The following is a 21,486-nucleotide window of genomic DNA, read 5'->3' on the forward strand; positions in this document are numbered from 1 at the left end:
GGCCCTGTGCCTATATCAGGCGACTTTGATCACCACTTTGCCAAACGCGCCCTTCGCCAGATGCTCGTACGCCTCGCGCGCTTTCTCGAACGGATACACCTGATCGATCACCGGGCGAATCTTGTGCTGGTTGAGGAAGACGTTCATTCGGTCGAAGGATGAGCGCGGTGCCACGGCGATACCGCGAATGGTGGTCTGGCGGAAAATCAGCGGCATCAGATTGAGTGCAACGGTCTGCCCGGTCAAAAAGCCGATTTGTGCAATGCGCCCGGAAGCCTTGGTCGCTGCAACCGACTGATTGATGCCGTTGCCACCGGCCACGTCGAGCAGCAGATCCACGCCTTTGCCGTCAGTCAGCCGCAACACTTCATCGGCCCAGTTCGGTGTCGTTCTGTAGTTCACGCCCGCGACCGCTCCCAGTTCCTTCACGGCTTGCAGGTTGTGCTCGCTACTCGATGTGGCGATCACTTTGGCGCCCAGCGCCGTGGCGATCTGCACGGCAAAAATCGACACCCCGCCCGTGCCTTGTACCAGCACGGTCTGACCGGGCTGGATCTGTCCAAAGTCGACCAGTGAGTACCACGCCGTGAGCGCAGCAATCGGCAACGTCGCCGCCTCTTCGTCGCTCATGTTGTCCGGCGCGGCAACGGCGCTGTCTTCGTGGATGATCATGTATTCGGCCAATCCGCCGGGCAACGGCGAACCAAAGCAGTAGTCCGGTTCATTCGGCCCCGGCTCGCCATCCAGCCAGCGGGAATACAGATGCGAGTTGACCCGATCGCCGACCTTGAAGCGGCTGACGCCGTCACCCACCGCGACCACGGTGCCCGCTGCGTCGCTCACCGGAATCAACGGTTTGGGCACCATGTGCGGCTCGTAGATGCCGTCAACGATCGCCTTGTCGCGAAAATTGAGGGACACGGCGCCGACCTTTACCAGCAATTCGCCGGACTGTGGCTGCGGGGTCGCTGTCTCTTCCAGGTGCAGACTGTCGAGGCCGAACTCTTTCAGTAACCAGGCTTTCATTGCGAATCTCCAAAAACGGATCAATGGCTGCAAACCACCAAGGGTTTGCCTGGGCACATCTTTCGCTGTTGGGCTCGCGCAATAAATACGCAAAAAGGCACATGATTATTCTATCCTCAAGCAACAATTGAATTCCGTCAGGTCCCGATCATGGAATTGCTGCAATCGATGCGACTGTTCGCTCGGCTTGCCGAGCTCGGCAGCTTCACTAAAGCCGCCGAATCGCTGGACATCGGGCGCCCCCAGGTCACCCGTTACATCCAGGAGCTGGAAACATCCCTGGGTGTGCGTCTGTTTCAGCGCACCACCAGAAAAGTCGCGCTCACCACCGAAGGCCAACTGTTCTATGAGCGAGTGCAGGAAATTCTCGCGGATATCTCGGCCGCCACTTCGATGTTCGACCGCAGCGGAGCAACGCTCGAAGGCCGGCTTCGGGTCGATATCCCGACCGCGTTCGCGCAACTGGACTTCATCAAAAACCTGAAAACCTTCACCAGCGCCTTCCCCGGGATCGACATGGTGCTGGGCGTGACTGATCGGGCGGTCGACCTGATCGGTGAAGGCATCGACTGCGCGTTACGAATTGGCGAGTTACCGGACTCGACCTTGATCGCTCGCCCGATCGCCATGGCGACCATGGTCACGTGCGCAGCCCCCGAGTATCTGCAGGAACACGGCGAACCGCGGACACTCGACGATCTGAATGCCCATCGCGGGGTGAATTTTCTTTCCGGCCAAAACAACAGGACATTGCCCTGGCACTTCTCGGTCAAAGGCAAAGACCGCGCGTTCATCAGCAACGCCGGCATCACCGTCACCGAGTCGAATGCCTACGTGCAGTGCGGCGTAGCGGGCTTTGGAATCATTCAGGCGCCAGGCATCACCGTGGCCGAATATCTGGCCAGCGGCACCCTGGTGGAAATCCTCAGCGCCTATCGGCCCACCCCGCGCCCGGTATCACTGCTGTACCCCAGCCGCACGCACCTGGCTGCGCAAGTTCAGGTATTTGTCGAATGGCTGCAGCAGCACTTTGTGCAGATCTATCCTGACTGGCTGGAACAATAACGATCAACAGCGCCTTTCGAGGCTTGCGCGTAATCAAGGAGCACCGCACGACATGGAACAAATCACTTACCGCACCGCGACGGGCGCAGACGCGTTGAGCATGTGTGAGCTGGGGCAATTGCTTAACGACGTGCATCACAATGCCCGCCCCGACATCTATGCCCCGCCCACCGCGGACTTTTCCCGCGACCTGCCCCACTGGTCAGGCCTTTTCGAAAAACCCGGTCACGTTGTGTTCATCGCCCATGTCGACGATCAACCTGCGGCGTTTATCACGGCCAGCCTGTCGGCCAGTTCAGGGCCGTTGATGCAACCGCAGAATGTCGTTCGCATCGGCTCGGTGTGTGTCGCCGAACAGTTTTCGGGACAGGGCATCGGCCGTGGGCTGATGAATCTGGTGAAAAACTGGGCGATCGAACAGGATGCCCAGGATCTGCGGTTGACCGTCTGGCCATTCAATCGCCGTGCCGCGCGGATGTATGCGGAGTTCGGCTTTGAGACTCGGGCTGTCGAAATGGGCATGCGTTTGTAGCGGTTTGCCCTCGTCCAGACTTTTCCGGGACTGCGCGCAGCGATCTGGAAATCACGGCTTTCGCCAACCGGCTGGCAAACGTGTTCAGCGCCTGCGTGATGACGCTGAATCAACCTTCAACGTGAGGCGGCTGCACGGGTGAACTGCTGCTCCGTCACCACGCTGCCCCACTGACTGCCCGGCTCTTCCATGGTCAATTCGAACCCGGCCGCTTCGTACAGTCGGCGCGCGGCGTCGAGGCCCTTGAAGGTCCAGAGCTGAATCGCGTCAAACCCCCGCTGATCGCAAAACTCCACCGCCGCGCTCAGCAGTTGCCGGCCGACGCCACTGCCGCGGCAGCCGTCGTCGAGGATGAACCAGCGCAAATGCGCCTGATTGCTGCCCAGATCCTGGCCGTCGATTGCGATCGAGCCAACGATGCGCTCATCAAGCGTCGCCACCCAGATCTGGTTGCAGGGCTGATCGAGGCGCCCGACAAACTCCGCCACTCCACTGGCGACGCGGCTTTCAAAGATCGCGCCGAAACCGGAATGTCGCGAATAATAATCCGCATGCATTTGCGCCACGCGGCCGATCAGGCCGGGGCGATAGCCGGCGCTGATGTGCAGATTCGGCGCGAGCGGCCGGTCAGCACCCAGGCGGATGGTCTTGAGCGCATGCGCGTAGGTTGAAAGGCCCTGCGCCACGCTCTGTTGCTGCGACGGATTGAGCGTGTCCAGTGCCTTGCTGACCTGGGCCTGGCCGTAGGCATGAATGTCGGCGACGGTCTGCCGGCCCTGCGCCGTCAGGTGCAGATGCTTGACCCGGGCGTCCTCGGCGGCGCGCTCTTCGATCTCCCCGGCCTTGATCAGTTTGCCGACCATACGGCTGACACTGGACTTTTCAAGGCCAAGGCTTTGCGCCAGTTGCGCAGCGCTGACGCCGTCCCCGGCTTCGATTTCCAGCAATGCGTGCACGCCGGAGGCGGAATAGTCGGTCGCCGCCAGTGTGGCGCGCATGAAGCCCAACTCCCGCACCATCGTGCGTGACGCCGTGCGGATATCTTCGATCAAGGCTGGAGGAATAGTCATGACAAGCCACCACTGAGAACATAGTTGTACGATACAACCATATTCCGCAATCTCTGTGCAATGCGCCGACTACGCTGGGTAACGGCGAACAGTATCCAGTCGACAAACCTCCCGGCAGGTTCCACCATGGCCCCTTTCCCTGAAATGACAGCGAGGCGTCGTAATGAGCCAATCCACCATCCGCGCGTTGATCCTTGATGACTACGCTGAAAACAGCTTTCGCGAGGCGCAGATCGAACGCCCGGTGCCGCAGGACAACCAGGTTTTGGTGCGCATCATCGCCAGTGGTGTGAACCCCATCGACTACAAGATCCGCACCGGCAACGCGCCCTACGCCATGCCGGAACTGCCGGCGATTCTCGGTACTGACATGGCCGGCGTGATCGAAGCGGTGGGCGCCAACGTTACCCATCTGGCAGTGGGCGATGAGGTGTTTGGCATGGTCGGTGGCGTGCGCGGTTTGCCGGGGTCGCTGGCCGAGTACCTGGCCGTGGATGCGGATCTGGTGGCACGCAAGCCGAAAAATCTCGGCTTCCGTGAAGCTGCTGCGGTGCCGCTGGTGTTCCTGACCGCGTGGGAAGGTCTGGTCGACCGCGCACACGTCAAGGCCGGTCAGAAGGTGCTGGTGCATGGCGGCGCGGGCGGTGTCGGCCACATGGCAGTGCAAATTGCCGCCGCGCTGGGCGCTGAAGTGTTCGCCACGGTCTCGCCGGGCAAACGTTCGATTGTCGAAGGCTACGGCGCCACGGCCATCGACTACCAGAGCGTGCCAGTCGAGCAGTACGTGAATCAGTTCACCGACGGCCAGGGTTTTGACGTGATCTACGATACCGTCGGCGGCAAGAGTCTGGATGATTCGTTCGCGGCAATCCGCCTCTACGGTCACGTCACCAGTTGCGCAGCGTTCGGCACCCACAATCTGGCCACCGGCTCGCTGCGCAGTGCCACGCTGTCGGGGATTTTCGTGTTACTGCCGATGCTCACCGGCGTCGGGCGCAAGCACCACGCAGAAATCCTCGGCTACGCCACGCGGTTGATCGAAGAAGGCAAGGTCAAGCCGTTGATGCATGCTGAACGCTTCAGCCTCAGCCAGGCGCGCGAGGCGCATGACGCGGTGCAACAGGGCAAGGCAATTGGCAAGGTGGTGATCGACGTCGCCTGAACCACACAAACTCCGGCAAAAAAAAACCCCACAACCGAATGAGGTGCGGGGCAAAGTATTGGTTGGTTGCGGCCAACCAAAGGAGCTCGGATAAAACGGTTTGTGCAACCGGATCAGATGCAGTCCTGGGCGGCGCGTTCAAAACTGGAAGGCAGGAAGTTCGAAGCCAGCAAGTGGCGCTCGTAGATGAACACCTTGCCACCGTTGCCGGCCTTATAGGCTTCCAGCACGTTGTCTGCCGACACCTTGCTCGGCACCACAATCCGGTAGCTGCGCTGGGTCTGCGAAACGGTCGGGTTCAGCGCACTGCCCTGCAGCTTCGGCACCACGCAATCGGCGTATTGCGCCGGAGTCTTGTTGGTCTGCAAGGTCAGCGTCGGGTCGTTCGGTGCGGAGGCGCAACCGGCGAGCAGCAAGGAAGCAACGGCCAGGGTCGGGGCAAACAAAGCACGCATCGGGGTCATCCTGAAAATAAAGGTTCGGTTCATCTGGCAGCGATTCAGCGTCACGGCGCCGCCGCTGCCCTTTTGGTTTTGAGTGTTCAGCTGGAAGCCACCAGCGCCTTGAGCGAGGCATCGAACTGCTTCAAGGCATTGAGTTGCAGGTCACGTTGCTGCTCGATCTGCGCGGCAATCTCGTGCGCCGCTTTGTCGTGTACCCAGACCGACGAAATCTGTTTCTCCACCGAGCCCTCGGCTTTGCCGATGTACTGCAGGTCGGCATCGTAGAAACGCGCGATGAAATGCGCCTCGTACAGGCTGTTCTGCTGAGTCAGCAAGCGGTTGAAGGTGTCGAGTTTCACCACTATGTCCGGGTGTGCCTGAATCAGCGCATCAAGGTCGTCGTAAACGGTCACCGACAGAAACTGGCGTTGCAACGAGCTGAGCAACCAGTCGATCGCCAGTTCCGGGTCGGAGCTGCTGACAAAGGCTGCGCGAATTCGCGGATCCAGTGCATCCTTGGCCCCGTGCAGCGCCATATCGTGGTAGCGCGTCAGGTATTGCAGGTTTTCCCGGGTGTTTTCGCTGTACAACACACCCACGGTCTGTGAATGCTGCAAAGTCGCGCTGCTGCCGGCGATTGGCTGAAGATGACACGCACAGGCGTCGTCGGCGTAAGACGGTGCCGTGGCTACCATGCCGCTCATTAGCAGAGCGGTCAGCGCCAGTCGGGTCAGGGTCTTCATCGCGCAATTTCCTTGAGCTGCGTTTTCAATGAGGGCAATTTTCCGCCTATTGCCAGCAAAGCTGAACTTGCGTTTCGTGATGGTCACTATTACTTCTAGCGATAGTTGCGCACGATAAAGACGGGTACACACTCATCCCCAATGACTAAAACAACAGTGAGGAAGCCGATTTGAGAACCTTTGACCTGATCCGCGACGCGGTTCTGCCCGACTTTCGCGAGCGGGTGGCGGAATACCTGGTGCAGTACGAAAACGTGTTGCTGGACAAGGACATCACCGATGCGCAGCTCAAGCGCGATACCGCCAATCAGTTGCGTGGCTATTTGCGCGGGTTGAACACCACCCGGGTGCTGGGCATGGCGTACTGGGAAGAACTGGATCGGCGGGTCGTCGACACTTGGCTCACGCCTCACGAATGAGCGTGGACGCCGGTCGGTGACGATCGTATGCGGCGCCTGCCAAAACGGCCCCGAACGCTTACAATCGGCGGCCTTACCGACCTTCTGACAGGCTCCCCCGGAAATGCCGCTCGACCCACCAACGATGCTGACCATCTCGATCGCTCTCGCAGCCGCTGCCGCGCTGTACCTGGCGGTCGAGTGGCGCAGCATTCGTGAGCCTTCGCTGCTGTTCTGGAGCGCCGGTTTCGCCACCATCACCGTCGGTTCCACCTTGGCCCTGCTGCGCAGCAACGGTTTTCTGCTGATCGGCATCTGGTTCGCCAACGGCTTGCTGGTGACCGCGCATTTTCTGTTTCTGCTGGGAGTGGCGCGCTTTACGCAGATCCGCCTGTCACGCGCCTGGTACCTGATTTTCGTCACCTGGCTGGTTTTGCTGTTGCTGCCGGACGGGCCGTTGTGGTCGAAAGTCATGCTGGCCGCCAACTCGCTGCTGGTCGCCGCCTCGACGCTCAAGGCCAGTCTGTTGTTGCGCCCGCATGGCAAGTCGCTAAGCGTCGGTGCGGTGCAATTGCGCTATGTGCTGCTCGGTCACGGCATCTTCTATGTGGCCAAGGCCCTGACCGTGGTGATCCCCGGCACGCTGATCGACCTGGCTGCATTCCGTGGCGTCATCATCCAGATCTCGCTGGTCGAGGGCGCGATGGCGATCATGCTCATTGCACTGTCGATGACCGGGACCGAACGCTACCGGCGCGAGGAGCAGATCGCCCGACTGGCCGCCCGCGATCCACTGACCGCGCTCTACAACCGCCGCGCCCTCGACATGCGCGCGCCGGGCCTGCTGCGGGGCGTGTCTGCGGCGCATCCCGGCGCCCTGCTATTGATCGATATCGACAACTTCAAATCGGTCAACGATCAGTACGGCCACAGCGCCGGCGACCGTTTGCTGGTGGCGTTGAGCGAAATGATCCGCGCCGAGACCACCGATGAGGCGCTGGCCGCCCGTTTGGGCGGCGACGAGTTCGTGATTTTGCTGAGCAACGCGCCCAGTGATCACATCGTCAGACTGGGCGACGCCCTGCGCGATCAGTTTCAACGCAGCGCCGCCCAGACCTTCCCCACCGCCGAACCGGTGACGCTGAGCATCGGCGCCACCCTGTTCAACCAGCCACCGGCCAGCCTCGCGGCATTGATCGAACAAGGCGACGCCGCGCTCTACGAATCCAAGCGCGGTGGGCGCAACCGCCTGCGCCTGACCGGGCTCACCACTTCAGGATGATCAGACCCATGACCCGCTCCGAAACGCCTCTGCAAGACCTCGCCGCCCCCGAAGGCGTCTGCTACGGCTGCGGCAGCCGCAACCCCCATGGCCTGCACGTCAAAAGCTACTGGCACGAGGACGGCGTGCACGTCATGGCCGAACACCTGCCGGACGACAAATACTGCGGCTGGCCAGACCTGGTATACGGCGGCCTGCTGGCAATGCTGGTCGACTGCCATTCCAACTGGACGGCCATGGCCTACCACTACCGCCACGAACATCGCGAGCCGGGCAGCCTGCCGCGCATCGACTGCGTCACTGGCAACCTCGGCCTCAAGTTCATCAAACCCACACCGATGGGCGTCACCCTGACCTTGCGCGCCAGGGTCGAAGGCGACGTCGGGCGCAAAACTCGGGTGATCTGCGAGGTGTACGCCGGAGAAGTGCTGACGGCGGTGGGCGATTCGGTGTTCGTGCGGGTCGATACCGGGCAACTGGCGGACGCGGCGCACGGCCGCTGACTCCACACGCGCCCCTGTCGGAATGACACTTGAGCAAACTCGGCTAGGCGTGCCGACCCGGAAATCGACGAGGCTATAGCAGACCGCACTTCCAGGAGCTTCCAACCCGTGTCCGACCTGCCGACCCACCGCGCCTATACCCGGCGCTTCAACAGCGTGCTCGCCTACATCGATGCCCATCTCGAAGGTGACCTGTCGGTGAATACGTTGAGTCAGTTGGCGAACTTTTCGGTGTTTCACTTCCATCGGCAATTCAGCGCGTTCGTTGGCGTGCCGGTCTCGCGCTACGTGCAACTGATGCGTTTGCGCCGGGCTGCACATCGGCTGGCCGCGCAGCCGCAACACTCGATACTGGACGCCGCGTCTGACGCCGGTTTCGAGAGTCCGGAAGCATTCAGCCGCGCCTTTCGGCGCGACTTCGGCATGACGCCAAGTGCCTTCAGGAAGCAACCGAACTGGCAGACCTGGAATGCGGTATTCGCCATCCCCCACTTTTCCAGGAGCGTCATCATGCAAACCAGAATCATCAATTTTCCAACCCTACGGGTCGCTGCGTTTGAACATCGCGGCGCGCCGGGGGAGGTGCAGCAAAGCGTGCAGAAATTCATCGCCTGGCGCATGCACAGCGGGCAGTCACCGGTGGCCTCGAGTCGCACCTTCGGCATTCCCTACAGCAACCCCGATACCACGCTGGCAGAGGACTTTCGCTTCGCCATCTGTGGCGAGATCGACGAAGCCGTGGCGCCCAACACCTTCGGCGTGCGCGAAGCGGTCATCCCCGGCGGGCGTTGTGTGGTGGTACGGCATGTCGGTTCACCGGATCACATCGGCGAAACCATCTATCCCGTCTACCGCGACTGGCTGCCGGCCAGCGGTGAGGAATTACGCGATCATCCGCTGTTTTTCCATTACCTGAGCGTCTATCCCGAAACCCCACAGGATCAGTGGCAGACGGACGTGTACGTGCCTTTGCAAGGGTAAAGGTCACCGAGGTGTTTTTTCGCTTGTCGTGTGCAATGCCAAGCCCTTATAAGAGCGCTCTTTCTCTCTCGAAATAAAGGATGCGCACATGAGCAATGCCTGGAACGAAGGGTATTTCACCGACGAGGGTTACACCTATTCGTACAGCCGGGAAATCAACCCGGTGTTCCAGCGTTTTTGTTTGTTGCTGCGTGGCTTTGCCACGCTGGAGAACGCCGGCGGCTACCACTGCGAACTGGGCTTTGGCCAGGGTGTTTCCATCAATATCCACGCCGCCGCCAACCCGGGCAACTACGTTGGCACCGACTTCACGCCATCTCAGGCCGCGCATGCCATCGCATTGGCGAACGACTGGAACAGCCAGGCACGTCTGTATGACGACAGTTTCGAGCAACTGCTGGCCCGCGATGATCTGCCGGCGTTCGACAGCATCAGCCTGCATGGCATCTGGTCCTGGGTCAGCCGCGACAATCAGCAACTGATCGTCGAGTTCGCCCGTCGCCACCTCAAGCCCGGCGGCATGTTGTACGTCAGCTACAACTGCTTCCCGGGCTGGTCACCTTCGGCGCCACTGCGCAATCTGTTCAGCCTGCACAACCGCTTTGCCAGCCAGGCCTCGACCAGCCCGGCCAAGCGCATCGATGCCGCGATGCAGTTTTCCGAAGCGCTGTTGGCGGCCAATCCGAAGTACGCCAGAGCGGCGCCGGCCCTCGGTGCCCAGTTGCAGAGCATCAAGGGCCAGAACCGTCAGTACGTGGCCCATGAGTATTTCAATCGCAACTGGGACTGCATGTATTTCATCGACGTGGTCGATGCCATGACCGCAGCCAAACTCGACTACGCCACCACGGCCGTACCGCTGGACACCGTGGCTGCACTGAATCTGAGTGCAGAAGGCATGGACTTTCTGGAAGGTATCGAGCACCCGATCATGCGCGAACAGGCGCGCGACTACTTCATCAATCAGAACTTCCGCCGGGATCTGTACGTACGTGGCGCAAATCGGCTATCTGCCGCCGAGCAGCGCGACAGCTTGCTGAGAAGCCGGTTTGTCCTGCTGCAAGCGATTGAGAGCATTCCCGGCACGGTCACTGGTCCCGCCGGCGAGGCTGCGCTGCAAACAGAGATTTACAGCCCGGTGCTCGAAGCGCTCGCTGCCAGTGCCTACGCACCGAAAACCCTGCAGCAGTTGTCGATGGCCGTCGGCTCCGTGTCTTACGACGACCTGGTGCAGGCTGTCACCGTGCTGATCGGCATGGGCGTCGCCGCCCCGTGCCAGAGCGAAGCCGCCGAAAGGCAGGTGCAGGAACGTTGCGACACCCTCAACCTGCAACTGTGCAAGCGCGCCCTGTTCAACAGCAACATTCAGGTGCTGGCCAGCCCGGTCACCGGCGGTGGTGTGCCGATCAGCCGCGTGCAGCAGCTGTTCCTGATTTCGATCAAGCAAGGCATGACCGACCCGCAAGACTGGGCGCAGTTGGCGTGGGCCGTCATCGGTGATCAGGGCGAAGTGCTGCACAAGGGTGACCAGCCGCTGCTGACGGCCGAAGAAAACCTTGCCGAGATGACCGAACAGGCCCGGGCATTTGCCCAGACACCGCTGGACATTCTCATGGCGCTGAAAATTGCTTGAACCAGATATACGCCGGACGACTGGCCGCGATAGAGCCCGGCCAGTCGTCTGCGTGTATGGCCCTGACTGCCGCCTCCTGAGCCATCCTGCCCCCACCTGCCACGCAGCGCCCGTTAAAAAAGCAAAATTGCGATGTGTTTCCGTCGTTCCTTCTTGCGTCGCACTGTTCATTGCCCGTTCCTGTCTGCCTGGAGTTTCTTCGATGCCGTCGCCCAAATCCCTGCCCTCTGCCCTGCTGGGCCTGGCCCTCGCCTGCCCGGTCATGGCCGAGGAACCCAAAAGCATGGAGTTGGGACAGGTACTGATTTCGGCTGAAGAACAAAGCGGTGCAGATGCCTCCGTCGCCGAGGCCCAAGCGCGTCTGGCGCAAGTGCCCGGCGGCAGCAATGTGGTCGACATGCGTTCGCCGTTGCAGGGCCGGGTGGCGAGCAATCAGGATGTGCTGGCGTATCAGCCTGGGGTCTACGCGCAATCGGCGGGTAATGAAGGGGTGAAAATCTCGATCCGTGGTTCGGGAATCAACCGCGCACCGGGCGCGCATGCCTCGGGGTTGTACACGATGCTCGACGGCCTGCCGCTGACCGGCCCCGGAGGCACGCCCTACGAATTGCTCGAACCGCTGTGGCTTGATCATGTGGAGGTGCTGCGCGGCGCCAACGGCTTTGATCGCGGTGCACTGGCGCTGGGTGGCGCCATCGATTACGTCAGCCACACCGGCTATGACGCGCCGAAATTGCAGGTGCGCTATGCCACCGGCAGCCATGGTTATCAGCAGCGTCAGGTGAGTTCCGGGCAGGTGCTGGGCGACTTCGATTACTACGTGTCGCTGACCGACTCGAACGCCGACGGCTATCAGGATCACACCGCCAGCGAGAGCAAAGGCGTGATCGCCAACTTCGGCTATCGCTTCAATCCGAACCTGGAAACCCGCTTCTATATCCGCTATCGCGAGACCGACAACGATCTCGCCGGCCGCGTGACCAAACACTCGATCGAGCACACTCCAAGGGCGGCCAACCCGGCTTATGTGTCGCGCGACGACAGCCGCAAACAACCGGGCAGCACCTTCATCGGCAACAAGACCACCTACTACGTCGACGACGATTCGAGCATTCAGACCGGCCTGGTCTATCACGATTACCCGATGGACCTGCGCGAAGGCCCGAACCGTCTGAAAGTGGCCTACACCGATGTCAGCGGCACCTTCGACTACAAGCGCCGCGATACCGTGTTCGGCATGGAAAGCCGCAGCACCGTGGGCCTGCGCACCACCAAACACCTGCCCAACGACGGCGCCAGTGAATTCGTGCGCATCCCGTCCGGCAACACCGCCGCGTATGCGCCGGGCACCCGCATGCGCAACTTCACCTATCAGGGTTCGGACACCGTTCTGCACGTGGGCAACGACCTGGAAATCGCCGACGACCTGTGGCTGACCACCGGCCTCGCCGCCATTTACACCCGCCGCGAAAGCGCCGTCACCTACCCGCAAAGCGGCGGCAAGACCAGCCTGAACGACTGGGATTACGCGCCACGTCTGGGCCTGCGCTATCAGGTCACGCCGGACCTGCAACTGTTCGGCAACCTCAGCCGTTCGGTCGAAGCACCGCACCCGTGGTCGCTGATCTACAGCTCGAACATCCGCTTCCCGGCCGGCAACGGCGCGGCGACCGGCACCCAGAGCGACCCGATCAAACTGCAGAACCAGACCGCGACCACCCTCGAACTCGGCGGTCGCGGCGACAGCGCGCTCGGCCAGTGGAGCCTGGCGTGGTACTACGCCCAGGTGCGCCACGAATTGCTGTCGGTACTGCCGGACGCCAACGCCGTCACCCCGTACGAACTCAACGCCAGCCCCACCGTGCACCAGGGCGTGGAAGCCAGTCTGCAAAGCACATTGTGGTCGGCCCCCGACGGACGTAAATTGAGCCTGCGCCAGGCCTACACCTTCAGCGATTTCCACTACCGCGACGACCAGCGTTTCGGCGACAACCGCCTGCCGGGCCTGCCGATGCACTACTACCAGGGCGAACTGCGCCACGACTGGCCGCAGGGTTTCTTCGCGGCGGTCAACACGCAACTGGTGTCCAAGGTCGCAGTGGATTACGCCAACAGCTACTACGCCGATCCCTACGCATTGTTCGGCGCCACCGTCGGCTACAACGCGCCGAAAAACGACTGGCAAACCTGGCTCGACCTGCGCAACCTGACCAATAAGCACTACGCCGCGACGGTCACGCCGGGGTATGACGACAAGGGCCTGGATGCGGCGCGGTCTACGCCGGGTGAAGGGCTGGGGGTTTATGTCGGGGTATCGTGGAGTTTGCTCTGACGGTTTGCATACTCGGCAACCCGCCGGGTTACTACTCCAACGTAGGCAAATGATTACGCAAAATATTCTCCAGCCCCGGCCGCGTATGTTTCTCCCAAGGGCAAACATCCTGCGCATCGCCTGTGTGCAGATACTCGCCGGCATCAAATGCCTGATAGATGTCAAAGGCTGGCTGGGGCATTTCTGCGTGCATCGACACATCAACGATGGGGTTGATAAGTGCATTCATCACTTCATCGCCAAACTCAAAATCACGCGTGTTTGATAGGAAATCTCTGGCTACGGCGATCGCGACTTGATTAAGCAGATCGCGACGCTCGACCTGCAGCCGCTCACAAAAGGGTTGCAGATCGATGTTCAAGCCTTCTTCAATCGCTTCCAGCATGACCAGATAAAGATCGGCTTCACTCAACGGCCTACTCATCACACATTTTCCTGCTCTGTTCTTGATGCTCGCCCGGTTCACTCATAAAACTTGCCGGCCAGCAAAATGCTCGCACAGCGCTGCCATACGTTGGCCGAAGATTCCTCTGCTGCCACCTGCCTGGAACTGTCGATTGCCCAGGCACCTGCAGCCTCAAGAAACGCATCCACAGATCCATTTTCCCAACCCAAGGCGCCCGGACCATAGGGTGACAGCGGTTCGTTCATTGTCCGCTCACGGGCGAAATCGGCACCCAGTGCCTGAATAAACGTAATGAACGATTGCTCGTCGTTCACGCGTTCCAGCAACTCATCAAGATCATCAGGCGCAGACATCGTGGCAAATTCCTGTTGGTGAATGGGTTTGCCCGGGATGCTGCTATGCATCGACCAGAGGGTCAACCCGTCCGTCAAAACGGCCCCTGCGTCATCACCCGTGTCTCGATGATGCTGCGCAGCGCAACGACCCGCTTCTGATACAGATCGGTCAAACAATCGAGCTTCGCGCCACAGGCCTTACGGCCTTTGAGGAACTCCTGTTGTTCACCGATCAGAGCATCGCGCCCGCCCATCGGCAGCAGGCGTTTATCGAGGCTGAACAGCTCGCCCATGGTGACGTCCAGGTCGTTCAAGGCGCGGTTGGCGCAAACGGCTTTTTCGTCCATGGATTTGGCCTTGTCGCAGTCGAAACTGGCGGCTTGAGTTGAATTTGCAGCGATCAGCAGCGCACAGCCGAGGGCGGCTGCGGTCGCCCGTGAAATTTCTCGAACTCCCGTCATGGCTTCGTATCCAACGTTGTAGGTCAATGGAGGTATGAAAAATGAAAAGCACCGACGATATCAAGCCTGCAACACCTCATAACGCGCCACCGCTCGACTCCTCGGGCAAACCGGTGGATGTGGTGAACCGCGATCTGCAGGACAGCGACGACGACACCCGCGCCGTGGACGAGGTGATTACCCCCACCTCCACCCGCGTCATGGAACAGGACACCGAGGAGCTCAAGCGTAAGACCGATGCGATCGAACGCAAGGTCGCCGACGGTAACTGACGCGACGCTCCCCCTCCTTAAAGTGAATTTTCACCTTCCTGTCCCGGGTTTTCCTGCCCGGGACAACCCTCCCCCTGTCCTGCAAGCCGCGTTTTTACTGGCTTCGCCCCTTCTGCTTCAGCAATTTGTATTCACATCCCAGCTTAATAATATTTTACCGATACCCCCCTCCTGCCTAGTCTGACCGCAAGCAAAACGGACAAGCCTGAAGCGATCCGAATCCACTTGCCTTGCCAGGAAGGATGTAGAAATGACCACTGAAATAATAAAAACAGACACGCTTGTCGTGGGGGCCGGACAGGCCGGTGTGGCGATGAGCGAGCACCTGAGCAAACTCGGCGTGCCGCACCTGGTGCTGGAGCGCAGCCGCATCGCCGAACGCTGGCGCACCGGGCGCTGGGACTCGTTGGTAGCCAACGGTCCGGCGTGGCACGACCGCTTCCCGGGGCTGGAATTCGATGATGTCGATCCCGACGGTTTCGCCCATAAGGAGCGCGTGGCGGACTACTTCGAAGCCTATGCGAAGAAATTCAACGCGCCGATCCGCACCGGGGTCGAGGTCAAAAGCGTGGTGCGCAATGTCGGGCGTCCGGGCTTCACCGTCGAGACCTCCGAAGGCGTGATCGAGGCCAGCCGCGTGGTCGCGGCAACCGGCCCGTTCCAGCGCCCGGTGATCCCGCCGATCGCCCCGCAAGACCCGCGTCTGTTGCAGATCCACTCCGCCGACTATCGCAATCCGCAGCAACTGCCCGCAGGCGCAGTGCTGGTGGTTGGCGCCGGTTCGTCAGGCGTGCAGATCGCTGATGAACTGCAGCGCTCCGGCAAGCAGGTGTACCTGTCGGTAGGTGCGCATGACCGTCCGCCGCGTGCCTATCGCAACCGTGATTTCTGCTGGTGGCTGGGGGTGCTCGGCGAGTGGGATCAGGCGGCGATGAAACCCGGTCGCGAGCACGTGACCATCGCGGTCAGCGGCGCGCATGGCGGGCGCACCATCGATTTTCGTGGTCTGGCCCATCGCGGCATGACTCTCGTCGGTGTGACCGAGTCGTTCAACAACGGCGTGGTGACCTTCAAGCAGGATCTGCGCGACAACCTCAAGCGTGGCGACGAAAACTATCTGGCGCTGCTGGATGCCGCGGATGCCTACATCGAACGTAATGGCCTGGATCTGCCCGAAGAACCCGAGGCGCGCGAAACCTATCCGGATCCCGATTGCGTGAAAAATCCGCTGCTCGATCTCGATCTGGCCAAGGCCGGGATCACTTCGATCATCTGGGCTACCGGGTTCGCCGTGGACTATTCCTGGCTGCAGGTCGCCGCGTTTGACGACAAGGGCAAACCGCAGCATCAGCGTGGCGTGTCCAGCGAGCCGGGTGTGTATTTCCTTGGGCTGCCATGGCAGTCGCGCCGTGGTTCGTCGTTCATCTGGGGCGTGTGGCATGACGCCAAACACGTGGCCGACCACATCGCCACCCAGCGTAAATACCTCGATTACAAGGATGCCGAGCAGCGTGAAGCCGCCCTGCATTCGACCGCCAGCACGAAAGCCGCCGACACCGTCGACGCTTGATTGCCCTCTTTCGCGGCGGTGCCCGGTGCGCCGCTGAACACCTAGTCTGGAGCTGTACATGAGCAAGCCAACCCACACCCGCATCCGTATGTTCAACACCAAGGACACCTACCCGAATCAGACGCTGGATAACGACCTGTGCCAGGCCGTACGCGCCGGCAACACGGTGTACGTCCGAGGTCAGGTCGGCACCGATTTCGACGGTAATCTGGTGGGCCTCGGGGATCCGCGTGCGCAGGCCGAACAGGCAATGCGCAACGTCAAGCAACTGCTGGAAGAAGCCGGCAGCGACATGAGCCATATCGTCAAGACCACCACCTACCTGATCGACCCGCGCTACCGCGAGCCGGTGTATCAGGAAGTCGGCAAGTGGCTCAAAGGCGTGTTCCCGATCTCCACCGGGCTGGTGGTGTCGGCACTGGGGCAGCCGCAGTGGCTGATGGAGATTGATGTGGTGGCGGTGATTCCCGAGTAAGTCGGAAGACCGAGTCGCGGCCTTCGCGAGCAGGCTCACTCCTACAAGGGAACGCATTTCAAGGTAGGAGTGAGCCTGCTCGCGATGAGGCCAGTCAAGACACACAAGGAGTAAACAGATGACCTTTTCAATCGCAGCCCGTTGCCCCGAAACCGGCCAGTTCGGTGTCGCCATCAGTTCCTCCAGCATCGCCGTCGGCGCGCGTTGCCCGTGGCTGCTGCCGGGTGTCGGCGCGGTGTCGAGCCAGAATATCACCCTGCCGTCCCTCGGCCCGGAGGTCCTTGCATTGATGGAGCAAGGCCACGCGCCCGACGCGGCGCTGGACCAGGTGCTGACCCGCAACGGCTACAGCCAATACCGACAGATCACCGCGATCAACCACTTCGGCCAGACCGCGCATTTCAGCGGCGCGCAGACCCTCGGCGTGCACAACGCCGTGTCCGGCGAACAATGCGTGGCCGCTGGCAACATGCTCGCCGGGCGCTCGGTAATCGAAGCGATGGTCAGTGCCTTTGAGGACGGCGAAGGCCAGTTGGCCGACCGCTTGCTCAAGGCCTTGCACGCCGCACAAGCCCTCGGTGGCGAAGCCGGGCCGGTGCATTCGGCAGCCGTGGTGGTGGTCGGCGAACAGACCTGGCCGATCGTCAATTTGCGCGTTGATTGGGCAGACGCAGACCCGATCGGCCAACTGCAAAAACTCTGGGACGCCTATCAGCCGCAGTTGCAGGACTACATCGACCGCGCACTCGACCCGGCCAAGGCGCCGGGTTATGGCGTTGCCGGTGATGATCGATGAGCAGCAGCGTCGCGTTGCTCAAGACGCTGGTGGGCTTCGACACCACCAGCCGCGAATCCAACCTGCAGCTGATCGAGTTCGTGCGTGATTACCTCGCAGGCTTCGATGTGCCGTGCGAGCTGATCTACAACGCCGAGCGCAGCAAGGCCAATCTGTTCGCGACCATTGGCCCGGCCGAGCAACCGGGCATCGTGCTCTCGGGGCACACCGATGTGGTGCCGGTCGATGGTCAACCATGGACAGTAGCGCCGTTCGAACTCAGCGAACACGACGGCAAGCTGTTCGGGCGCGGCACCGCCGACATGAAGGGCTACATCGCTTGCGTGCTGGCGCTGGTGCCGGCGCTGGTCGCTGCAGAGCTGCGCATGCCGGTGCACATCGCCCTGTCCTATGACGAAGAAGTCGGCTGCCTCGGGGTACGCTCGTTGCTCGCCGAGCTGGAGCAGCGGCCGGTCAAACCGCTGCTGTGCATCATCGGTGAACCGACCGAGTTGAAACCGGTGCTCGGCCATAAAGGCAAACTGGCGATGCGCTGCGACGTGCGCGGCCATCCGTGTCATTCGGCCTACGCACCGCTGGGGGTCAACGCCATCGAGTACGCCGCCGAGCTAATCGGTGAGCTGGGGCGCATCGGCCAGCAACTGAAAGCACCCGAGCATCACGACACGCGCTTCGATCCGCCCTACAGCACGGTGCAGACCGGGGTGATCAGCGGCGGCAAGGCCTTGAACATCGTGCCTGCCGATTGCCGCTTCGACTTTGAGATCCGTGCCCTGCCCTCGCAAGATCCAACCCTGGTAGCGCAGCAGTTGCAGGCTTATGCCGAGCAGCAAGTGCTGCCGCGCATGCGTGCGGTCAGCGAGCACAGTGCGATTCGTTTCAGTGAGCTGTCGGCTTATCCCGGCCTGGCTACCGATGCGCAGAGTCAGGCGGCGGAGCTGATTGCGGCGTTTTGCGGTTCACGGGAATTCGGCACCGTGGCGTTCGGCACCGAGGGCGGGCTGTTCGATGCGGCGGGTATTCCCACCGTGGTCTGTGGCCCCGGCAGCATGGATCAGGGGCACAAACCGGATGAGTTTGTCAGTCGTGCGCATCTCGATGCCTGCGATGCGATGCTGCAACGGATGCTGGCCTCGATTCGCGCCTGATCCTTTCGGCCTGACTGCCTGCCTTCAAGCGTGCAGTCGGGCCAATTCCTCGCGGCAATGATCAACGAACAACTGCACCGGTTTGGTCAGTTGCACCCGACGCAGCCAGGCTGCCGACAAACCCGAGCCGGTCACGGTTTCCGCCAGCGGCACGCACACCACTTTCTGCCCGTCGTAGGTGTACTCGCCGAACGGTCGGGTCACCAGAATCGAAAAGCCGAAACCGCGCCCAACCATGCCGCGCACCATCTCGATCGACGGTGAGCTGAAGACGATGTGCGGGGTCAGTCCGCGCTCTTCGAAGATGCTCACGAAGTAGGTGCGGCTGGGCACCACGTCGAGCAGGATCATCGGCTCCAGCACCAGATCGTGCAGCGAGACTTTCGCCTGTTGCGCGAAGCGATGGTCGGCCGGCAGCAAGGCATAAGGCTGCTGCGGCGGCATCAGCGGTGTGGTTTCGATGGTGGTGTCGAGGTCGTGCTCGAACAGCATCGCGACATCGATGCTGCCGGCGGTCAGCGCCTGCACCAGTTCCTGCTGTTCGCCATCGCGAATACGGATTTCCACGCCCGGCCAGCGCTGCTTGAAACCGGCAATCAGGCGCGGCAGGTACAGCGGCGCGACGGTTTCGAAACAGCCGATATCGATCTGCCCGGAGACCACATCGTTATCCGCCAGCGCGTTCTGCTCGAACTCATGCGCCACTCGCAGCAATTCCAGCGCCTTGCGATAGAACCGCGAGCCGCTGGGCGTCAGCGAAACGCCCTGGGCGTGATGGCGGATGAACAGCTGCACACCGAAGCTTTCTTCCAGATGCTTGATCGCGGTAGAGACGGACGGCTGGGCGATATAGAGCTTGCGCGAGGCTTCGGCGACGCTGCCGCAATCGGCGGTGGTGACGAAGTATTTGAGCTGGCGCAGGTTGTAGGCGGCCATATAAAAACCTCTGCAAGTGAGACAACGCTTTTGTGGTGAGGAGATTTATCTGTTGTCAGGACATTTATCTGTAGTTAGGAGGCTCTGTGGTGAGGGGATTTATCCCCGATGGGGCGCGAAGCGGCCCCTGTTTCTAAAGTCAAAAGAGGGGCCGCTTCGCAGCCCATCGGGGATAAATCCCCTCACCACAAAACTGTGTAAATCCAGGACAGAGTGAAGCCTGAACATACCGGAGCTACGCATTACACGCGGCATATATTTTTTAAGGTCTGAAGCAACAAACTTACTAATTTATCTATCCCGGGCCTTTGCACATGATCGCTTCAACAAGAAATGCGCCGTCCGTGTCGGCGCTTACCGAAGTACGTCCACGTACTCATCCTTGCCTTGGAGTTCGTCATGTCCACCTCTGCAACAACATCCGCGCCGCTCATTGAAAAACACACGATAGGATACGTGCCCCCCGAAGATCGCCACGGAAAGGTCAGGGATCTGTTCACGCTGTGGTTCGGCGGCAACATCGCGCCGTTGCCGATCGTCACCGGCGCGCTGGGCGTGCAGTTGTTCCACTTGAATCTGGTCTGGGGCATCGTCGCGATTCTGGTCGGTCATCTGGTCGGCGGCGTGCTGATGGCGCTGCACTCGGCGCAAGGCCCGCAGATGGGCATTCCGCAGATGATCCAGAGCCGCGCGCAGTTCGGCTCGCTCGGTGCTCTGCTGGTGGTGCTGATTGCCGGGGTCATGTACATCGGCTTCTTTGCCTCCAACATCGTGCTGGCCGGCAAGTCGCTGCACGGCGTGGTCGACAGCGTGCCGGTGCCGGTCGGCATCGTCATCGGTGCCCTCGGTTCGGGGATCATCGGCATCATCGGCTACCGCTTCATCCACGTGCTCAACCGCATCGGCACCTGGGTGCTGGGGATCGGCATCGTCGTCGGTTTCGGCTACATCTTCACCCATATTCAAACCGATGACTTCCTCACCCGCGGCAGCTTCAACCTCTCCGGCTGGCTCGCCACCGTGTCGCTCGCCGCGCTGTGGCAGATCGCGTTTGCGCCGTACGTGTCCGACTATTCGCGTTATTTGCCGGCCGATGTAAAAGTCTCGTCGACGTTCTGGACCACGTATCTGGGTTCGGCGCTGGGCTCGAGTCTGGCGTTCATCTTCGGTGCGGTCGCCGTGCTGGCGACCCCGGTGGGCATGGACACCATGGATGCGGTCAAGCTCGCCACTGGCTCGATCGGCCCGCTGATGCTGGTGCTGTTCCTGCTCAGCGTGATCAGCCACAACGCCCTCAACCTGTACGGCGCGGTGCTGTCGCTGATCACTCTGGTGCAGACCTTTGCCTATCGCTGGATTCCGACCGCCAAGAGCCGTGCGGTGATCTCGATCATCGTGCTTCTGGCCTGCTGCTTCGCCGCCGTCGGCGCGTCGAAGGACTTCATCGGCCACTTCGTCGACATGGTGCTGGTGCTGCTGGTGGTGCTGGTGCCGTGGACGGCGATCAACCTGATCGACTTCTACGCCATTCACAAGGGCCAGTACGACATCCAGTCGATCTTCCAGGTCGACGGTGGCATCTACGGACGTTACAACCCGCAGGCGTTGCTGGCCTATGCGATCGGCATTGCGGTGCAGATCCCGTTCATGAACACCCCGCTGTACGTCGGCCCGGTGTCGGCGCACATCAACGGCGCCGACCTGTCGTGGCTGGTGGGGCTGCTGGTGACCTCGCCGCTGTACTTCTGGCTGGCCAGTCGTGACAGCGCCTATCGGCGGCGGATGATGGGCGGGAAACTGGTGGGCAGTCACTGAGATTGATTCGATGTAAAAAGAAGGCCCGCCATGCGCGGGCCTTCTGCGTTGTGGTGTGGTATTTCTTGATGCCCCGACAGGCACCCACGAGACAGGGAAAAC

General features: G+C 61.2%; 23 protein-coding genes. 15 read left to right on the forward strand and 8 right to left on the reverse strand.

All coding sequences use genetic code 11. The features are described from left to right. Positions 1–15 precede the first annotated feature (15 nt). Complete coding sequence (locus tag E4T63_RS16430; RefSeq protein WP_135296033.1) at positions 16–1,026, reverse strand: zinc-dependent alcohol dehydrogenase family protein; 1,011 nt, start codon at positions 1,024–1,026, stop codon at positions 16–18. 168 nt (positions 1,027–1,194) lie between these two features. On the opposite strand from E4T63_RS16430, the gene E4T63_RS16435 reads away from it, so the two are divergent. Next, on the forward strand, positions 1,195–2,091 hold the full coding sequence (locus E4T63_RS16435) for a LysR family transcriptional regulator (protein ID WP_177408971.1): 897 nt from the start codon (positions 1,195–1,197) through the stop codon (positions 2,089–2,091). Between the two features lie 52 nt (positions 2,092–2,143). After that, complete coding sequence (locus tag E4T63_RS16440; RefSeq protein WP_135296034.1) at positions 2,144–2,623, forward strand: GNAT family N-acetyltransferase; 480 nt, start codon at positions 2,144–2,146, stop codon at positions 2,621–2,623. A 116-nt stretch (positions 2,624–2,739) separates the two neighbouring features. On the opposite strand, the gene E4T63_RS16450 is transcribed toward E4T63_RS16440, so the two are convergent. Beyond that, positions 2,740–3,693, reverse strand: coding sequence for a bifunctional helix-turn-helix transcriptional regulator/GNAT family N-acetyltransferase (locus tag E4T63_RS16450; RefSeq protein WP_135296035.1), 954 nt, complete (start codon positions 3,691–3,693; stop codon positions 2,740–2,742). Positions 3,694–3,856: 163 nt separating this feature from the next. Between E4T63_RS16450 and E4T63_RS16455 the strand changes: the two genes are divergently transcribed. Then, complete coding sequence (locus E4T63_RS16455) at positions 3,857–4,855, forward strand: zinc-dependent alcohol dehydrogenase family protein (protein WP_135296036.1); 999 nt, start codon at positions 3,857–3,859, stop codon at positions 4,853–4,855. A 113-nt stretch (positions 4,856–4,968) separates the two neighbouring features. Here E4T63_RS16455 and E4T63_RS16460 read toward each other — a convergent pair whose 3' ends face one another. Together E4T63_RS16460 and E4T63_RS16465 are read right to left on the reverse strand one after the other, a co-directional pair. After that, positions 4,969–5,310: a hypothetical protein gene (locus tag E4T63_RS16460; RefSeq protein ID WP_095136448.1), complete on the reverse strand. Its 342-nt coding sequence runs from the start codon at positions 5,308–5,310 to the stop codon at positions 4,969–4,971. A gap of 86 nt (positions 5,311–5,396) precedes the next feature. After that, positions 5,397–6,041 carry an ATPase gene (locus tag E4T63_RS16465; RefSeq protein ID WP_135296037.1) on the reverse strand — a complete coding sequence of 215 codons (645 nt, stop codon included), beginning with the start codon at positions 6,039–6,041 and terminating at the stop codon, positions 5,397–5,399. Positions 6,042–6,211: 170 nt separating this feature from the next. Here E4T63_RS16465 and E4T63_RS16470 point away from each other — a divergent pair, with 170 nt between their 5' ends. The 6 genes from E4T63_RS16470 to E4T63_RS16495 all read left to right on the forward strand — a co-directional run bounded on the left by E4T63_RS16470 (position 6,212) and on the right by E4T63_RS16495 (position 13,170). Continuing rightward, positions 6,212–6,460 (forward strand): hypothetical protein, encoded by a 249-nt coding sequence (locus E4T63_RS16470; protein WP_027613011.1) that lies wholly within the window; start codon positions 6,212–6,214, stop codon positions 6,458–6,460. A 103-nt stretch (positions 6,461–6,563) separates the two neighbouring features. Then, complete coding sequence (locus E4T63_RS16475; protein WP_098964345.1) at positions 6,564–7,721, forward strand: GGDEF domain-containing protein; 1,158 nt, start codon at positions 6,564–6,566, stop codon at positions 7,719–7,721. 8 nt (positions 7,722–7,729) lie between these two features. Next, positions 7,730–8,224, forward strand: coding sequence for a PaaI family thioesterase (locus E4T63_RS16480; protein ID WP_135296038.1), 495 nt, complete (start codon positions 7,730–7,732; stop codon positions 8,222–8,224). A gap of 108 nt (positions 8,225–8,332) precedes the next feature. Then, complete coding sequence (locus tag E4T63_RS16485) at positions 8,333–9,205, forward strand: AraC family transcriptional regulator (RefSeq protein WP_135296039.1); 873 nt, start codon at positions 8,333–8,335, stop codon at positions 9,203–9,205. An 88-nt stretch (positions 9,206–9,293) separates the two neighbouring features. Further along, positions 9,294–10,838, forward strand: coding sequence for a class I SAM-dependent methyltransferase (locus tag E4T63_RS16490; protein ID WP_135296040.1), 1,545 nt, complete (start codon positions 9,294–9,296; stop codon positions 10,836–10,838). A 202-nt stretch (positions 10,839–11,040) separates the two neighbouring features. Further along, entirely contained in the window at positions 11,041–13,170 is a 2,130-nt protein-coding gene (locus E4T63_RS16495) for a TonB-dependent receptor family protein (RefSeq protein ID WP_135296041.1), read from the forward strand. A 31-nt stretch (positions 13,171–13,201) separates the two neighbouring features. Here the strand turns inward: E4T63_RS16495 and E4T63_RS16500 are convergent, their stop codons facing one another. The 3 genes from E4T63_RS16500 to E4T63_RS16510 form a co-directional block, all read right to left on the reverse strand. Next, positions 13,202–13,594 (reverse strand): hypothetical protein, encoded by a 393-nt coding sequence (locus E4T63_RS16500; protein WP_098964350.1) that lies wholly within the window; start codon positions 13,592–13,594, stop codon positions 13,202–13,204. Between the two features lie 38 nt (positions 13,595–13,632). Beyond that, the gene (locus tag E4T63_RS16505) at positions 13,633–13,929 is read right to left on the reverse strand and encodes a DUF7660 family protein (RefSeq protein ID WP_098964351.1); all 297 of its coding nucleotides are present in this window, start codon (positions 13,927–13,929) and stop codon (positions 13,633–13,635) included. A 74-nt stretch (positions 13,930–14,003) separates the two neighbouring features. Then, entirely contained in the window at positions 14,004–14,372 is a 369-nt protein-coding gene (locus E4T63_RS16510; protein ID WP_135296042.1) for a lysozyme inhibitor LprI family protein, read from the reverse strand. A gap of 41 nt (positions 14,373–14,413) precedes the next feature. Here E4T63_RS16510 and E4T63_RS16515 point away from each other — a divergent pair, with 41 nt between their 5' ends. From E4T63_RS16515 to argE, 5 genes are all read left to right on the forward strand, one after another. Next, positions 14,414–14,644 (forward strand): hypothetical protein, encoded by a 231-nt coding sequence (locus E4T63_RS16515; RefSeq protein WP_096796409.1) that lies wholly within the window; start codon positions 14,414–14,416, stop codon positions 14,642–14,644. Positions 14,645–14,894: 250 nt separating this feature from the next. Next, positions 14,895–16,214 carry a flavin-containing monooxygenase gene (locus tag E4T63_RS16520; RefSeq protein ID WP_135296043.1) on the forward strand — a complete coding sequence of 440 codons (1,320 nt, stop codon included), beginning with the start codon at positions 14,895–14,897 and terminating at the stop codon, positions 16,212–16,214. A 58-nt stretch (positions 16,215–16,272) separates the two neighbouring features. Then, positions 16,273–16,689, forward strand: coding sequence for a RidA family protein (locus E4T63_RS16525; protein ID WP_003225869.1), 417 nt, complete (start codon positions 16,273–16,275; stop codon positions 16,687–16,689). Between the two features lie 118 nt (positions 16,690–16,807). After that, positions 16,808–17,485 (forward strand): DUF1028 domain-containing protein, encoded by a 678-nt coding sequence (locus E4T63_RS16530; RefSeq protein ID WP_135296044.1) that lies wholly within the window; start codon positions 16,808–16,810, stop codon positions 17,483–17,485. Further along, the gene (gene argE / locus E4T63_RS16535; RefSeq protein ID WP_135296045.1) at positions 17,482–18,633 is read left to right on the forward strand and encodes an acetylornithine deacetylase; all 1,152 of its coding nucleotides are present in this window, start codon (positions 17,482–17,484) and stop codon (positions 18,631–18,633) included. The genes E4T63_RS16530 and argE overlap by 4 nt, the downstream gene beginning before the upstream one ends. Positions 18,634–18,657: 24 nt before the next feature. On the opposite strand, the gene E4T63_RS16540 is transcribed toward argE, so the two are convergent. Continuing rightward, the gene (locus tag E4T63_RS16540) at positions 18,658–19,569 is read right to left on the reverse strand and encodes a LysR family transcriptional regulator (RefSeq protein WP_098964356.1); all 912 of its coding nucleotides are present in this window, start codon (positions 19,567–19,569) and stop codon (positions 18,658–18,660) included. Positions 19,570–19,968: 399 nt separating this feature from the next. Here E4T63_RS16540 and E4T63_RS16545 point away from each other — a divergent pair, with 399 nt between their 5' ends. Continuing rightward, a complete protein-coding gene (locus E4T63_RS16545; protein WP_096796404.1) occupies positions 19,969–21,384 on the forward strand; it encodes a purine-cytosine permease family protein in 1,416 nt (471 codons plus the stop codon). The last annotated feature ends 102 nt before the right edge of the window (positions 21,385–21,486 follow it).

The organism is Pseudomonas fluorescens (genome assembly GCF_004683905.1).
Taxonomy (GTDB): domain Bacteria; phylum Pseudomonadota; class Gammaproteobacteria; order Pseudomonadales; family Pseudomonadaceae; genus Aquipseudomonas; species Aquipseudomonas putida_A.

Bases quoted from the DNA above. Each gene is read 5' to 3' on its own strand.
- E4T63_RS16435 (WP_177408971.1), top strand. From the start codon at position 1,195: ATGCGACTGTTCGCTCGGCTTGCCGAGCTCGGCAGCTTCACTAAAGCC.
- E4T63_RS16450 (WP_135296035.1), bottom strand. From the start codon at position 3,693: ATGACTATTCCTCCAGCCTTGATCGAAGATATCCGCACGGCGTCACGC.
- E4T63_RS16525 (WP_003225869.1), top strand. From the start codon at position 16,273: ATGAGCAAGCCAACCCACACCCGCATCCGTATGTTCAACACCAAGGAC.
- argE (WP_135296045.1), top strand. From the start codon at position 17,482: ATGAGCAGCAGCGTCGCGTTGCTCAAGACGCTGGTGGGCTTCGACACC.
- E4T63_RS16455 (WP_135296036.1), top strand. From the start codon at position 3,857: ATGAGCCAATCCACCATCCGCGCGTTGATCCTTGATGACTACGCTGAA.
- E4T63_RS16540 (WP_098964356.1), bottom strand. From the start codon at position 19,569: ATGGCCGCCTACAACCTGCGCCAGCTCAAATACTTCGTCACCACCGCC.
- E4T63_RS16530 (WP_135296044.1), top strand. From the start codon at position 16,808: ATGACCTTTTCAATCGCAGCCCGTTGCCCCGAAACCGGCCAGTTCGGT.
- E4T63_RS16480 (WP_135296038.1), top strand. From the start codon at position 7,730: ATGACCCGCTCCGAAACGCCTCTGCAAGACCTCGCCGCCCCCGAAGGC.
- E4T63_RS16510 (WP_135296042.1), bottom strand. From the start codon at position 14,372: ATGACGGGAGTTCGAGAAATTTCACGGGCGACCGCAGCCGCCCTCGGC.
- E4T63_RS16515 (WP_096796409.1), top strand. From the start codon at position 14,414: ATGAAAAGCACCGACGATATCAAGCCTGCAACACCTCATAACGCGCCA.
- E4T63_RS16475 (WP_098964345.1), top strand. From the start codon at position 6,564: ATGCCGCTCGACCCACCAACGATGCTGACCATCTCGATCGCTCTCGCA.
- E4T63_RS16440 (WP_135296034.1), top strand. From the start codon at position 2,144: ATGGAACAAATCACTTACCGCACCGCGACGGGCGCAGACGCGTTGAGC.
- E4T63_RS16460 (WP_095136448.1), bottom strand. From the start codon at position 5,310: ATGCGTGCTTTGTTTGCCCCGACCCTGGCCGTTGCTTCCTTGCTGCTC.
- E4T63_RS16490 (WP_135296040.1), top strand. From the start codon at position 9,294: ATGAGCAATGCCTGGAACGAAGGGTATTTCACCGACGAGGGTTACACC.
- E4T63_RS16465 (WP_135296037.1), bottom strand. From the start codon at position 6,041: ATGAAGACCCTGACCCGACTGGCGCTGACCGCTCTGCTAATGAGCGGC.
- E4T63_RS16505 (WP_098964351.1), bottom strand. From the start codon at position 13,929: ATGTCTGCGCCTGATGATCTTGATGAGTTGCTGGAACGCGTGAACGAC.
- E4T63_RS16545 (WP_096796404.1), top strand. From the start codon at position 19,969: ATGTCCACCTCTGCAACAACATCCGCGCCGCTCATTGAAAAACACACG.
- E4T63_RS16500 (WP_098964350.1), bottom strand. From the start codon at position 13,594: ATGAGTAGGCCGTTGAGTGAAGCCGATCTTTATCTGGTCATGCTGGAA.
- E4T63_RS16520 (WP_135296043.1), top strand. From the start codon at position 14,895: ATGACCACTGAAATAATAAAAACAGACACGCTTGTCGTGGGGGCCGGA.
- E4T63_RS16495 (WP_135296041.1), top strand. From the start codon at position 11,041: ATGCCGTCGCCCAAATCCCTGCCCTCTGCCCTGCTGGGCCTGGCCCTC.
- E4T63_RS16430 (WP_135296033.1), bottom strand. From the start codon at position 1,026: ATGAAAGCCTGGTTACTGAAAGAGTTCGGCCTCGACAGTCTGCACCTG.